This is a genomic window from Bradyrhizobium sp. 1200_D9_N1_1 (assembly GCF_052075915.1).
Lineage (GTDB): Bacteria > Pseudomonadota > Alphaproteobacteria > Rhizobiales > Xanthobacteraceae > Bradyrhizobium > Bradyrhizobium diazoefficiens.
Window position 1 is genome coordinate 7,277,626 of record NZ_CP197226.1, and the last position, 14,079, is coordinate 7,291,704.

Genomic DNA, 14,079 nt, shown 5'->3' on the forward strand with positions numbered 1-14,079 from the left:
GGGGAGATCATCGTCCGCCGATCAGCATTCTTCAAATCGATAGCCAATATGATATCTATTCGCCTCATGAATTTGAATTCGCTTGACCTGAACCTCTTGACCGCACTCGACGCGCTGCTGCGCGAAGCCAATGTCAGCCGCGCGGCCATGAGGATCGGCCTGTCACAGCCGGCGACGAGCCACGCGTTGCAACGCCTGCGCGACATCTTCGGCGCCCCGCTGCTGGTGCGCACCGGCGCGCGCATGGAGCTGACGCCGCGGGCACAGGCCCTGCGCGCGCCGCTGGCACAGGCGCTCGATCAGGTGCGCGGGCTGTTCGTGCCGGATGAATTCGACGCCGCGCGCAGCGAACGGCAATTCCGCCTGATGATGCCGGACCTCGCGGTCGAGCTGTTGATGCCGCCCTTGATGGAGAAAGTGACGCGGGCCGCGCCCAACGTTCGCGTCGATGTCGTGCCGTGGCGGGGGCCTGCGATCTTCCACGCCGAGTTCGCCCGCACCATCGACCTCGTGATCTCGATCGGCAACGCCTTCAAGGGCTTTCACCGCCAGCTGCTCTACACCGACAGCGACGCGCTGGCGGTGCGGCGCGGCCATCCCATGGGAGCCAAGCTGAAGCGGCGCGAGACGTTCCTCGCCGCGCGCCATGTCGGCGTGATCATCCGGGGCAATAGTGAGGATCTGATCGACACCTGGCTGCGAGCCAAGGGCATCGAGCGGCACATTGCACTCGTCGTGTCAGGCTATCTCGAAGCGCTGCACGTCGCCGCCCGCACCGACCTTGTCGCCTTCGTGCCGCGCCGGCTGATCGCGGCGCTGTCGAGGCAGCTCGGCCTCGACACCGTGACCCCACCGCTCGACCCCGGCATCGACGAGCAGTTCATGTTCTATCCGACCCGCGCGCAGATGGATTCCGGCTCGATCTGGCTGCGGCGGCTGATGCTGGAGACGGGACGGGAGTTGGAGAAGCGGAGGGCCGGATAGGATGCAGCTTCAACAAGCACGGTGTCGTCCCGGACAAGCGCGCCCCAAGCGCGCGCCGATCCGGGACCCATAACCCCAGGGCGCTGTTTGGCGAAGACTCGTGGCTGTCAGCTCGCGCCGAAACCTCTCCCTGGGGTTATGGGTCCCGGGTCTGCGCTTCGCTTGCCCGGGACGACAGGGGAATATGTGGCCGTTCTTACGCCTTCTGCGCGTCCATCACCTTGCGCACGGCAGGCCGTTCCGACATCCGCTTGAAATGATCGGCGATCTTCGGCGTGGCGTTGATGTCGACGCTGTCGCCTTCGAGCCAGGTCGACAGGGTGTAAAGATAGGGATCGCAGATCGTGAACTGATCGCCCATCACCCACGGCCCCCTAAACATCTTCTGCTCGATCAGGGCGAAGCAGGCGCCCATGGTCTTCGGCACCATCGCCTTCATGTCGGCGAACGAGCTCTCCTGTGTCGCCCAGCGCGCGCCGCGCATCTTGTGCGCATGGTTGATGTGCACGGTCGAGCAGAGATAGGAATTGAACGACTGCACCTGGGCGAAGTCGAAGGGATCGTCGAGCGGCGCGAGCTTCGCCTTGGGAAAGGTCTGCGCGATATAGGCCAGCATCGCCGGCGTCTCGGTCAGGACGCCGCGGTCGGTCACCAGCGCGGGCACGCGGCCCTTCGGGTTGATGGCGAGATAGTCCGGGCTGTTCTGCTGATTGTCCTTGAAGCTCAGCCGTTCAGCCGTGTAGTCGGCGCCGGCCTCCTCCAGGGTGATGTAGGTAGCGAGCGCGCAGGTGCCGGTGGCGTAGTAGAGCTTGAGCATGTCGGACCTCATGGGAAAATTGGAAATTAACGACTGTCGGCCCCGAGGTCCATAGCACGACATCCTCTTCGCAGTTGCCCACATCCGCCCGCCTGTGCCAAGACGCCCGCAATCGGAGGGGCTTTGTCATGACGGTACTCATCGCCGGCGGCGGCATCGGCGGGCTAACGCTTGCGCTCAGCCTGCACGGAATCGGCGTTCCCGTAAAAGTGTTCGAGAGCGTCGCGGAGCTGAAACCACTCGGCGTCGGCATCAACGTGCTGCCGCATGCCGTGCGCGAGCTGATCGAGCTCGGGCTGATCGACAAGCTCGATGCCAGCGGCGTGCGCACAAGCGAGCTCGCCTACTTCTCGAAGCACGGCAAGCCGATCTGGAGTGAGCCGCGCGGGCTGGAGGCCGGCTACAAATGGCCGCAATTCTCGATCCATCGCGGCACGCTGCAGCAGCTCCTGCTCGACACCGCAATCGAGCGGCTCGGCCGCGACAGCATCCTCACCAGCCATCATCTGACCGGCTGGACCGAGACAGCGGACGGCGTCCGCGCCGATTTCATCGACAAGGCGACCGGCAAGGCCGCAGGCACCTACGAAGGCGCGATCATGATCGCCGCCGACGGCATCCATTCCGCCGCACGAGAAAAGCTCTATCCCGATGAAGGCCCGCCGATCTGGAACGGCCGCATCCTCTGGCGCGGCGTGACGCCGGCAAAGGCATTCCTCACCGGCCGCACCATGATCATGGCCGGGCACGAGATCCTGAAATTCGTCTGCTATCCGATCAGCAAGGTGCCGGATGCGGCGGGCAACCATCTGATCAACTGGGTCGCCGAGCGCCACATGCCGCCGACCTACCAGTGGCGACGCGAGGACTATAACCGCACCGCGCGGCTGGAGGAGTTCTTGCCGTGGTTCGAGAGCTGGCAGTTCGACTGGCTCGACGTGCCCGGCCTGATCCGGAACTGCCCGCACGCCTACGAATATCCGCTGGTCGACCGCGATCCGGTGTCACAGTGGACGTTCGGCCGCGTCACGCTGATGGGGGATGCCGCGCATCCGATGTACCCGATCGGATCGAACGGCGCCTCGCAGGCGATCCTCGATGCCCGCGTCATCGCCCGCGAGATCCTGGCGCATGGCCCGACGCAGGCAGCGCTGCTCGCCTACGAGGCCGAGCGGAGGCCGGCGACCACCGACCTCGTCCTGCTCAACCGCAAGAACGGACCCGAGCAGGTGATGCAACTGGTCGAAGAGCGCGCGCCCGACGGCTTTGAGGTCGTCACCGACGTGCTGTCGCAGCACGAGCTGGAAGACATCGCCGCGAACTACAAGCGCGTCGCGGGGTTCCAGGTCGAGGCGCTGAATGCCAAGCCGCCGATCGTGCCGCGGCGCGCCGATGCGAGAGGCGCGAGCACCTAGGTCGTTGCTTCACACTCCGCAATGCCGTTGACGGGTGCGAGTTAGGTGGAGCGACGACCGCCCAAGGTTGACGACATGCGCTTAAGCTTGTTGATGGCACGGATAGCGTAACCGAGCCCGACGGGATTGGTCTGGCGCAGGAAGGCGACCTTTTTCACATAGTCTTCGATGTGCCATTTGGCGTGCGCGCCCTCGCGGAAAAAGACAACGTCGCCGACACCGTAGCGCTTCGGTGGCATGCCATCGCTCTCGATCACCGTTGATCCTTCAAGGATCATGATCGTCTCGTCGAGATCGTAGTACCAGTTGAACTTGCCCATGGTGCAGGACCAGATCAGGGTCGTGGCGGTGCCGCACGCGCTGGTTGACAGCAGGTGCGAGCGCGCTTCCGGATTTCCTTCAATGATCCAGGATGGCTCAATCGGGGACGGTTTAAGATCGACGTTGGTGTGACCGGTCTCAATAAGCGCAAGCGCCATGACTCACCTCAAGGCCTCAAATAACGCGCAGCTTGACAATCATCCCGTTCAGGTTTGTGAAATTTTTATCGGGGCAGCAACATTCAAAGTTTCCGCCAAAAATATGAATTGGTCAATTTGCCGCAAGTCACGTCGATGGCGCCTCGACCGTCGCGATTCGCCTGCGGATTGCGCGGATCCACCTGTTTTCTCTGCGGGCTGCGACAATATGCGCGAGTCAAATGCTCGCGTTGCTAGAGCCGACAACGAGCCGCACGCTCATTGCGTGCGCAAGGAATTCGCGAGCAAATTCTGCGATTGCACGCGCGGGTAGATCTCTGTCCGCTTCCGCGCTGCGCGAGGCATCCCCTCCTATTCGAGCAGAATGGGCCCGCCGCACCTGGATCAGCGAACCACTCTCGCCGCTTCCAGCAGCCGCTCGCTCGCGGTCGCGGTGGCAAGCACGGTGCCGTCCTCGGTCATCAGCCTGGCCTCGACGAAGGCAATGGTCTTGCCGAGTTGCGTCACCGTCGCCTCGCCGATGATCGGGCCGGGCTTTGCGGGGCTCAGGAAGTTCACGGTCATGCTGATGGTGGTGGTGTAGAGCCGGCCCTCGCTCATCACCAGCACGGCCGGGCCCATGGTGTCGTCGAGCATGGCCGAGAGCATTCCGCCCTGGATGAAGCCGGCCGGATTGCAGAATTCGGGCTTGCCCTCGAAGCCGAGCTTGATCCAGCCGTCCTCCGGACGGGCATCGAGCAGGCGCCATCCCAGCAGCTCGGCACAGGGCGGCCTGGGAAAGTTGTCGAGCGCGGTCTTGACCATTGGGGAGCCTCCGTGTCGCCCCTGTTAACGCGGCCCTGCTGCCAGCGTGGTGTCAGGAGGATGGGGCCGGCGGGAGGCGCAATCCGTGCGCGATCACCTTGCGCATGACGTTGGGCAGCGCTTCGCCGGCCAGCGTCGCGATCGGCACCCAGCGCATGCCCGCGGGTGCCCGCGTGCGAGCTTCTGCCTTGGCGGTATAGACCACCAGTTCCAGCGGAAAATGCGTGAAGACGTGGGTGACGACGCCCACCCTGCGTTGCCAGCGCGACAGGCCCTTCAGCGCAGGCGCCTGCTGCTTCGCCGTCGCGTCCTCCTGACCGGCGAGCCAGTCCGAGCCCGGCACCTCCGTCATGCCCCCGAGCAGGCCCTTTTCGGGCCGGCTGCGGACCAGCAGTTCGTCGCCGCGCGTCACGACGAAGGCAGCGCCGCGCCGCAGCGTCCCGCTCTTCTTCGGCGTCTTGCGCGGAAAACTCTCCTGCGTGCCTTGCGCGCGTGCGATGCAATCATCGTTCAGCGGACACAGCGAGCAGGCCGGCTTCTTCGGCGTGCAAATCGAAGAGCCGAGATCCATCAATGCCTGTGCGCTATCACCGGCGCGGGCGTCGGCAAGGAGCGTCGCCGCCAGTTGCTGGATCAGCGGTTTTGATTGCGGCAGTTCCTCCTCGACCGCGAACAAGCGCGACACCACCCGCTCGATATTGCCGTCGACCGGCATGGTGCGGCGATCGAAGGCGATCGCGGCGATCGCGGCCGCAGTGTAAGGCCCGATGCCCGGCAGCGCGCGCAGCCTCTCCTCCGTGTCGGGAAAGACGCCGCCATGCTCGCGCGTCACCGCGACCGCGCAGGCATGGAGATTGCGCGCACGGGAATAATAGCCGAGCCCCGCCCACATCCGCAGCACGTCGTCCTGCGAAGCCTGTCCCAACGCGGTGACATCCGGCCAGCGCGCGACGAATTTTTCGAAGTAAGGGCCGACCGCCTTTACCGTGGTCTGCTGGAGCATGATCTCGGACAACCACACGCGGTAAGGGTCCGATGCCTCACCAGACGCCGCCCGCCACGGCAGGTGGCGGCGGTGGCGGTCATACCAGGCGAGCAGCGCCAAGGGGCGCGATGCGGTCTCCGGCTGACTGGGTTCCGATTTCGCCTTCAGGGCGGATTTGGGGCTCATGCTCCCACTGTAACGACAACGCACCGACCTCTCCACGCCATGCCCGCGCTTGTCGCGGGCATCCACGTCTTTCTTCGCAAGAGAACGTGGATGGCCGGGGCGAGCCCCGGCCATGACGGCGAAGAGCCTGTGGCTCTCACGCCGCAGTGCTATAAGGGTCCATGTCCAAATTCCCGCCCAAGCCGGGCCCCATCAGCGCCAAGCCGCTCTCGCTGCTGCTCAACGACGTCTTTGCCGAGGCGTACGCCAAACAGGGCTTTGCCGCGCGCGAGTTGGTGACGCGGTGGGCGCAGATTGCCGGGGCGGAGATCGCGGCGCATGCCGAGCCCCTCAAGATGCAATGGCCGCGACCGGTCGAGGGCCAGCCGCAGGAGCCGGCCACGCTCGTGCTGCGGGTCGAGGGGCCGATGGCGCTGGAGATCCAGCATTCCGCGGATGTGATCCTGGAACGGGTCAACCGCTTCTTCGGCTGGAGCGCGGTCGGCAAGCTCGCCTTCCGCCAGGCCCCCCTGTCGCGCGCCAAGCGGCCGGTCCGGCCGGGCCCGCCGGACCCCAAGAGTGTCGCCAAGGTGGAGGAGACCCTCGGGGACATCGAAGATGAACAGCTCAAGTCGGCGCTGGCGCGGCTCGGGGCGGCCATCAAGCGAAATTGAGCCTCATTTCGCGGTCAATCTGGACCCGTTCCCGCGGCCCGCCATTGCCTCAAACGACGTTTCAAGCTAGCGACAGGCCGCCCAAATGGGAACTTCGGGCAAGACCACGCCAATCCGGGAGCCGACCTTGATCATCACCCGCCGCGCCTTCACCACGATGCTGTCGCTGACCGGGCTTGCCGCGGTCGCCGGGTTCTCCCCATTGCGGTTCATCTCCGACGCCATGGCGCAGGCCGCCGGTGACGTGGCCAAGCCCGTGTCGCTGCCCGACATGGCGCTCGGCCCGAAGGACGCCGCCGTCACCATCACCGAATTCGCCTCGATGACCTGCCCGCATTGCGCGGCCTTCAACGAGCAGGTGTTCCCCAAGATCAAGGCGGAATACATCGACACCGGCAAGATCCGTTACGTCTTCCGCGAGTTCCCGCTCGACATCAAAGCCGCCGCCGGCTCGATGCTGTCGCGCTGCATCGCCAATGGCGATGCGCCGAAATACTTCGCTGTCACCGACATGCTGTTCCGGCAGCAGAACGACTGGGTGATGAAGAACACCACCGAGACCCTGACGCGGATCGGCAAGCAGGCCGGCCTCACCCAGCAGCAGGTCGAAGCCTGCCTGAAGGACCAGGCGCTGCTCGACAAGATCGCCGCCGACCAGAAATACGCCAGCGACGTTTTGAAGGTGGATTCGACGCCGACCTTCTTTATCAACGGCGAGAAGATCAAGGGCGAGGCCTCGTTCGAGGAATTCGCCAAGAAGATCAATCCGCTGCTGAAGAGCTGATTCTTCGCCCTCAACGCCTGATTCGCATCTCGAAAGCCGTATCATTCCCGGGATAAATCCCTTGGGAAAAGCGGCTTTCGCCGGTTGCCCTCGCGGCGCACCGCGGCCATTGTCCAGCCGCATGAGGCGCCTCGCGCGACTCGCCCGGATAGCGACATTGCCTTCCATGGTATTGTCCCGGCAGGGGGATTCGCGCCTGCCAACAGAGATGCGTGCTTATGAAAATCACCCGCCTGCGCCTTCACGGCTTCAAGTCCTTCGTTGAGCCCACGGACTTCGTCATCGAGCCCGGCCTGACCGGCGTGGTCGGACCCAACGGTTGCGGCAAGTCGAATCTCGTCGAAGCGCTGCGCTGGGCGATGGGTGAGACCTCGTACAAATCGCTGCGCGCCGCCGACATGGACGCGGTGATCTTCGCCGGATCCGGCAACCGTCCGGCGCGCAACCACGCCGAAGTGACGATGACGATCGACAACGCCGATCGCACCGCGCCGGCGGCGATGAACGACAGCCAGCTTCTGGAGATCTCCCGCCGCATCGAGCGCGAGGCCGGCTCGGTCTATCGCATCAACGGCCGCGACGTGCGCGCCCGCGACGTGCAGATCCTGTTCGCCGACGCCGCCACCGGCGCGCGCTCGCCCGCCCTCGTCCACCAGGGCAAGATCGGCGAGATCATCCAGGCCAAGCCGGAGCAGCGCCGCCGCGTGCTGGAAGACGCCGCCGGTGTCGCGGGTCTCCATGCCCGCCGCCACGAAGCCGAGCTGCGGCTGAAGGCCGCCGAAACCAACCTCACCCGCGTCGAGGACGTGATCGGCCAGCTCTCCGGCCAGATGGAAGGCCTGAAGAAGCAGGCCCGCCAGGCCGTGCGCTATCGCGAGGTCGCCGCCAAGGTCCGCAAGGCCGAAGCCACCCTGTTCCATCTGCGCTGGATCGGCGCCCATGCCGACGTCAACGAATCCGGCCAGACCCACGATCTTGCCGTGCGCGAGATGGCCGAGCGCACCCAGCACCAGGCCGAAGCCGCCCGCATCCAGGCGATCCGCGCCGCCGAGATGCCGGCGCTGCGCGATGCCGAGGCGCGCGCCGCGGCCGGGCTCCAGCGCCTGACCAATGCCCGCGAACTGCTCGACCGCGAGGAAGAGCGCGCCAAGGAGCGCGTCGCCGAGCTCGAACGCCGCCTCGCCCAGTTCGAAGGCGACATTTCCCGTGCTCAGCAACAAACCATGGACGCCGACGTCGCGCTCCAGCGCCTCGACAGCGAAGACGCCGAGCTGAAGGAAGAGATCAAGTCGCGCGTCGAGAAGCGCTCCGGCGTCGACGAGCGCGTCGGCGAAGCCGAGGCGGTGCTGACCGAAACCGAGCAGCAGTTCGCCGAGCTCACCACGGCGCTCGCCGACCTCACCGCCAAGCGCAACCAGCTCGAAGCCAATGTCCGCACCCACCGCGACAAGCTCGCCCGGCTCGACCAGGAGATCGCGAACGTCACCGCCGAGGAGCAGAAGCTTGCCGATGAAACGGGCGGCTTCGGCGACCTCGACGAGCTGACCGCGACGGTCGAGACCGCCGAGCAGACGCTGGCGGCCTCGGAGGCCGCGGCGCAGGCGAGCGAAGCCGCGCACGTCGCCGCGCGCCAGACGCTGGAATCCTCGCGCTCGCCGCTGAACGAAGCCGACAAGCGCGTGCAGCGGCTCGAGACCGAGGCGCGCACGATCTCCAAGATCGTCAACGGCGAAACCAAGAACCTGTGGCCGCCGATCATCGACGGCATCACCGTCGACAAGGGGTTTGAAAAGGCCATCGGCGCCGCGCTCGGCGACGATCTCGATGCGCCGATCGACCCGTCGGCGCCGATGCGCTGGACCAATGTCGGCGAGACCGACGGCGATCCGGAGCTGCCCGAAGGCGTGGTGCCGCTCGCGAACCATGTGCAGGCCCCGGCCGAGCTGGCCCGCCGCCTGGCGCAGATCGGCGTGGTGCCGCGCGAGCGCGGCGCCGAGCTGGTCTCGCAGCTCAAGACCGGCCAGCGGCTGGTCTCGCCCGAGGGCGACGTCTGGCGCTGGGACGGCTTCGTCGCGGCGGCCCACGCCCCGACCGGCGCCGCACGCCGCCTTGCCGAGCGCGCGCGCCTCGTCGACATCGAGAACGAGCTGGAGCAGGCCCGCATCGACGCGCAGATCAAGCGCCAGGCGCTGGAGAATGCCGAGTCCGAACTGCAGATTGCGGCCAGCACCGAAGGCGCGAGCCGCGAAGCCTGGCGCGCCGCGCAGCGCGAGCTGAACGTCGCGCGCGAGCGCCATGCCACGGCCGAGCGCGAGATCAGCCGCCACGCCGCGCGCAAGGCGACGCTGTCGGAAGCGCACAGCCGTCTCGCCGCCGACCGCGCCGAGGCCGAAGCCGCCTACGAATACGCCGAGGCCGGCATCAGCGAGCTGCCGTCGAGCGAAGACACCGAGACCCGTCTCGCCGCCGTCCGCAGCGACATCGAAGCCCATCGCCGCATGGCCGCCCAGGTCCGCGCCGAGGCGCAGGCGCTGGCGCGCGAGGCCGAGCTGGCCGACCGCCGCGTGCAGGCAATCCTCGCCGAGCGCACCGAGTGGCAGAACCGCAAGGAGAGCGCGGCCTCCCACATCGACACCATCCAGGCCCGCATCGCCGAACTCACGATCGAGCGCAGCGAGCTCGAAAACGCCCCCGCCGTGTTCGCAGAGAAGCGCAGCGCACTGATCACCGAGATCGAATACGCGGAAAACGACCGCCGCATGGCCGCCGACGCGCTCGCCACCGCGGAAAGCGCGATGGCGGAGACCGACCGCGTCGCGAAGCTGACGCTCGAGGCGCTCTCCAGCTCCCGCGAGGCCACCGCCCGCGCCGAGGAGCGCATGGAAGGCGCGCGGCGCCGGCTCGAGGACATCGAGCGCGAGATCCGCGACATGCTGGAGGTCGAGCCGCAGGCCGTCGCCGGCCTTGCCGAGATCGAGCCCGGCGCGGAGCTGCCGCCGCTGCACGACATCGAGGAAGACCTCGAAAAGATGCGCCGCGACCGCGAGCGCCTCGGCGCAGTCAACCTGCGCGCCGAGGAAGAGCTGCGCGAGGTCGAGACCCAGCACACCGGCCTCGTCACCGAGCGCGACGACCTCGTCGAAGCCATCAAGCGGCTGCGCCAGGGCATCCAGAGCCTCAACAAGGAAGCGCGCGAGCGCCTCCTGACCTCGTTCGAGGTCGTCAACAACCACTTCAAGCGCCTGTTCGTCGAGCTGTTCGGCGGCGGCGAGGCCGCACTGCACCTGATCGAGAGCGACGACCCGCTGGAGGCCGGCCTCGAAATCATCGCCAAGCCCCCGGGCAAGAAGCCGCAGACACTGTCGCTGCTCTCGGGCGGCGAGCAGGCACTGACCGCGATGGCGCTGATCTTCGCCGTGTTCCTCACCAATCCTTCGCCGATCTGCGTGCTGGACGAAGTCGACGCACCGCTCGACGACCACAACGTCGAACGGTACTGCAACCTGCTGCACGAGATGACCGGCTCGACCGACACGCGCTTCATCATCATCACGCACAACCCGATCACGATGGCGCGGATGAACCGCCTGTTCGGCGTCACCATGGCCGAGCGCGGCGTCTCGCAACTCGTGTCGGTGAGCCTCTCAGAGGCGGTGGACATTCTCGACCAGAACGTGGCGTGACGTTTTTGGCCGTCATTCCGGGGCGCTGCGCAGCAACCCGGAATCTGGCGCCACCATCTCTAGATTCCGGGTTCGCGCTCCGCGCGCCCCGGAATGACGGCGAATGAAAATGATCTCGCCCACGCTTCCCGCTGAGCTAAAGGCCGCCCTCGACGGCAAGCTCCAGGGCTTTTCGCGCAGCGACGCGGCACAGCGCTCCCAGAAGATCTCGAACACCTATCGCGCCGGCGGCGGCTCCGGCACGATCAAGTCCGAAGCCGATGCGCTCGCCTATGCGCTGGCGCGGATGCCGGCCACCTACGCGGCGGTGGCGGCGAGCCTGAATGCGCTGACCGAGATCGCGCCGGACTTCGCCCCGGTGACGCTGCTCGACGTCGGCGCAGGTCCAGGCACCGCAAGCTGGGCCGCCGCGGAGGCGTTTCCCTCGCTGCAGGACTTCACCCTGCTCGACGCCAACGCCACCCTGAGCCGGCTTGCCCTCGAACTCGCGCATGACAGCACGCGTCTGGCGGGCTGCCGCTATTTGCCCGGCGATGCCGGCGGCAACCTTGCCGAGGTCTCGCCAGCCGATCTCGTCGTCGCAAGCTACATCATCGGCGAGCTCGGTGAGGCCGATCAACGCAAACTCGCGGAAACGATGTGGGCGAAAGCGCGCCATGCGCTGGTCGTGATCGAGCCCGGCACGCCGGCCGGCTACGCGCGCATCCTCGCGCTGCGCCAGCAGATGATCGCAGCCGGCGCTTACGTCGCCGCGCCCTGCCCGCACGAAAGGCCATGCCCGCTGATTGCGCCCGACTGGTGCCATTTCTCCCAGCGCCTGCCGCGCTCCCAGGCCCACCGCCAGATCAAGGGCGCCGACGTGCCGTTCGAGGACGAGCGCTTCATCTACGTCGCCCTGACCCGCACGCCGCCCGCGACGCGCGCCGCCCGCGTGCTGGCGCCGCCGGATGTCGGCAAGGCCGAAATCACGGCGAAGCTTTGCACCGGGGACGATGTCGGACTCGCCAAGATCCCACGGCGCGACAAGGCCGCCTATGCAAGTGCCCGGCGCTGGCGCTGGGGCGACGCCGTCATTGCCGAAAGTTAACCTCGATCGGCGCTTTTGCCTTGAACTCGGATGGTTCCTGATCCGACCAAGCCTTACCTCCCCTCTGCGCCGGGGCTCTCGCCCTGCGCCATTTTGGTCTAGGCTGCGCCCGCCTTAAATCCCCTTCAGGAGTTCTCCATGTCGACCGGCTGGATCGTTCTCGGCGTCATCGTCGTCCTCGTGTTCTTGGCCTTCAGCGCCTACAACCGCCTGGTGGCGCTGGGCCAGCGCGTGGGCCAGGCCTTTGCCGATATCGACGTGCAGCTCAAGCAACGCCACGACCTGGTCCCGAACCTAGTCGAGACGGTGAAGGGCTACGCCTCGCATGAGCGCGGCACCCTCGACGACGTCATCAAGGCACGCAATTCGGCGATGTCGGCGCAAGGCCCGGCGCAGGTGTCCGCCGCCGAGAACCAGCTCTCCGGCGCGCTCGGCCGGCTGATCGCGCTGTCGGAGGCCTATCCCGACCTCAAGGCCAACGCCAACTTCCAGCAGCTCGCCAGCGAGCTCTCCGACCTCGAGAACAAGATCGCGGCGAGCCGCCGCTTCTTCAACAGCGCGGTCCAGGAATACAACACCGGCATCCAGCAGATGCCGGCCGCATTGTTCGCCGGCATGTTCGGCTTCACCAAGAAGGACTTCTTCGATCTCGGCGCCAGCCGCACCGAGGTCGAGGCCGCGCCTCAGGTGAAGTTCTGATTGTCGCGTGACCGGTTTCTCATCTTTGTCGTTCCGGGGCGCGTCGAAGACGCGAACCCGGAACCTCGCCTGAGACACTAAGCTCTGGATTCCGGGTTCAGGCCTGCGGCCTGCCCCGGAATGACGGGAGCTAACGGAAGCAGCCATGGCCGCGTATGGTCTCTACACGCACATCGCCTCGAACAAGTTACGTTCGATGCTGCTGCTCGCCGGCCTGTTCGCGCTGGTCTATGTGCTGGTCTATGCCGGCGCGCTGGTCGCCGAAGTCGTCATCAACGGCAATGAGACCGTCGCCTTCTACCTGAGCCACGCCTTCCTAGACCTGAAAGTCGCCGCGCCGGTTGCGACGGTCGTGACGGCGGTCTGGGTCGTGATCGCCTATTTCTTCCACCAGTCGATGATCGATGCCGTGACCGGCGGACACGACGTCACCCGGAAGGAGGAGCCGCGGCTCTACAATCTGCTCGAAAACCTCTGCATCTCGCGCGGCATCACCATGCCGAAGCTGAAGATCATGGAAAGCCCGGCGCTGAACGCGTTCGCGACCGGCCTCAACCCGCGGCAATATTCGATCACCGTCACCACCGGCCTCCTCAACGCCCTGAACGACAAGGAGATCGAGGCGGTACTGGGCCACGAGCTGACCCACATCAAGAACGGCGACGTGCAGCTCATGGTGGTCGCCGTCATCATCGCCGGCGTGGTCGGCTTCTTCGGCGAGTTGTTCTTCCGCTTGTTCACGAATTTGAGCTGGAACTCCGGCGGCTCATGGTCCTCGGGTTCGTCGTCGTCGCGGTCGTCCTCGTCGTCGAGCGACAGCAAGAACTCGGGGGGCGGCGCCGTGATCGTCATCATCATCGCGGTCGTGCTGATCGTGGTGGCCTGGCTGATGTCGCAGGTGGTGAAGCTGGCGCTGTCGCGCTCGCGCGAATATCTCGCCGACGCTGGCTCCGTCGAGCTGACGAAAGACCCTGATGCCATGATCTCGGCGCTGCGCAAGATCGAGAACCGCGGCGAGCTGCCAGGCGCGACCTCCGCGGTGATGGAGCTCTGCGTCGACAATCCGCGCGAGGGTTTTGCCGATCTGTTTGCGACCCACCCGTCGGTGCAGTCCCGGGTCGACGCGCTGGTCAAGTTCGCTGGCGGCCATGATCCAGGTCCGCTGCCGGACCCGACCGACGAGACGGAACAGCCCGAGGCGCAGGGAGCCCCGCAGGACGCCCCGCCGCCGCTGTCGCAGCGACCATGGGGCGACGCAGCCGGCCCGGCCAATCCGCCGCCCGTACCAGCGCCCAGCCCCTCCGGAACCACGGCCGGCAACCCGATCGGGAATCCCATGGGGCCCTGGGGCCGCCATTAAGCGCGCGCCCATGGCCAGTTTCACGACAATCTGGAAAAACCTCGGGAATTGCCGCAACCGGGGCCTGCGGAATTGAATTCTCCCTTGTTTCTGCCATGTTCGCGCCCAACAGCAGACTCGGGACATCGATTTGGGGCCCGGCC

The 14,079-nt window shown here is 66.3% G+C and carries 12 protein-coding genes; 8 read left to right on the plus strand and 4 right to left on the minus strand.

Translation table 11 applies throughout. The features are described from left to right. Window positions 1–66: 66 nt before the first annotated feature. On the plus strand, window positions 67–984 hold the full coding sequence (locus AB5K84_RS34745) for a LysR family transcriptional regulator (RefSeq protein ID WP_441232721.1): 918 nt from the start codon (window positions 67–69) through the stop codon (window positions 982–984). Window positions 985–1,180: 196 nt separating this feature from the next. On the opposite strand, the gene AB5K84_RS34750 is transcribed toward AB5K84_RS34745, so the two are convergent. Beyond that, window positions 1,181–1,801 (minus strand): glutathione S-transferase family protein, encoded by a 621-nt coding sequence (locus AB5K84_RS34750; protein WP_011085290.1) that lies wholly within the window; start codon window positions 1,799–1,801, stop codon window positions 1,181–1,183. Window positions 1,802–1,929: 128 nt separating this feature from the next. On the opposite strand from AB5K84_RS34750, the gene AB5K84_RS34755 reads away from it, so the two are divergent. Then, on the plus strand, window positions 1,930–3,216 hold the full coding sequence (locus AB5K84_RS34755; protein WP_011085289.1) for a flavin-dependent oxidoreductase: 1,287 nt from the start codon (window positions 1,930–1,932) through the stop codon (window positions 3,214–3,216). Window positions 3,217–3,257: 41 nt separating this feature from the next. On the opposite strand, the gene AB5K84_RS34760 is transcribed toward AB5K84_RS34755, so the two are convergent. The 3 genes from AB5K84_RS34760 to mutY form a co-directional block, all read right to left on the minus strand. Then, on the minus strand, window positions 3,258–3,695 hold the full coding sequence (locus AB5K84_RS34760) for a cupin domain-containing protein (protein ID WP_011085288.1): 438 nt from the start codon (window positions 3,693–3,695) through the stop codon (window positions 3,258–3,260). 384 nt (window positions 3,696–4,079) lie between these two features. Next, window positions 4,080–4,499 carry a PaaI family thioesterase gene (locus AB5K84_RS34765; RefSeq protein ID WP_011085287.1) on the minus strand — a complete coding sequence of 140 codons (420 nt, stop codon included), beginning with the start codon at window positions 4,497–4,499 and terminating at the stop codon, window positions 4,080–4,082. Window positions 4,500–4,551: 52 nt separating this feature from the next. Continuing rightward, window positions 4,552–5,670 carry an A/G-specific adenine glycosylase gene (gene mutY / locus AB5K84_RS34770; protein ID WP_063921414.1) on the minus strand — a complete coding sequence of 373 codons (1,119 nt, stop codon included), beginning with the start codon at window positions 5,668–5,670 and terminating at the stop codon, window positions 4,552–4,554. 161 nt (window positions 5,671–5,831) lie between these two features. Between mutY and AB5K84_RS34775 the strand changes: the two genes are divergently transcribed. The 6 genes from AB5K84_RS34775 (at window position 5,832) to AB5K84_RS34800 (ending at window position 13,936) form a co-directional block, all read left to right on the plus strand. Then, a complete protein-coding gene (locus tag AB5K84_RS34775) occupies window positions 5,832–6,323 on the plus strand; it encodes a DUF721 domain-containing protein (protein ID WP_011085285.1) in 492 nt (163 codons plus the stop codon). 127 nt (window positions 6,324–6,450) lie between these two features. Further along, a complete protein-coding gene (locus AB5K84_RS34780; protein WP_038967973.1) occupies window positions 6,451–7,107 on the plus strand; it encodes a DsbA family protein in 657 nt (218 codons plus the stop codon). 218 nt (window positions 7,108–7,325) lie between these two features. Continuing rightward, on the plus strand, window positions 7,326–10,790 hold the full coding sequence (smc, locus tag AB5K84_RS34785) for a chromosome segregation protein SMC (protein ID WP_011085283.1): 3,465 nt from the start codon (window positions 7,326–7,328) through the stop codon (window positions 10,788–10,790). Window positions 10,791–10,899: 109 nt separating this feature from the next. Next, window positions 10,900–11,877: a small ribosomal subunit Rsm22 family protein gene (locus AB5K84_RS34790; RefSeq protein ID WP_038967972.1), complete on the plus strand. Its 978-nt coding sequence runs from the start codon at window positions 10,900–10,902 to the stop codon at window positions 11,875–11,877. 138 nt (window positions 11,878–12,015) lie between these two features. Beyond that, on the plus strand, window positions 12,016–12,576 hold the full coding sequence (locus AB5K84_RS34795; protein WP_011085281.1) for a LemA family protein: 561 nt from the start codon (window positions 12,016–12,018) through the stop codon (window positions 12,574–12,576). A 145-nt stretch (window positions 12,577–12,721) separates the two neighbouring features. Continuing rightward, entirely contained in the window at window positions 12,722–13,936 is a 1,215-nt protein-coding gene (locus tag AB5K84_RS34800) for a M48 family metallopeptidase (RefSeq protein ID WP_011085280.1), read from the plus strand. Window positions 13,937–14,079: the final 143 nt, after the last annotated feature.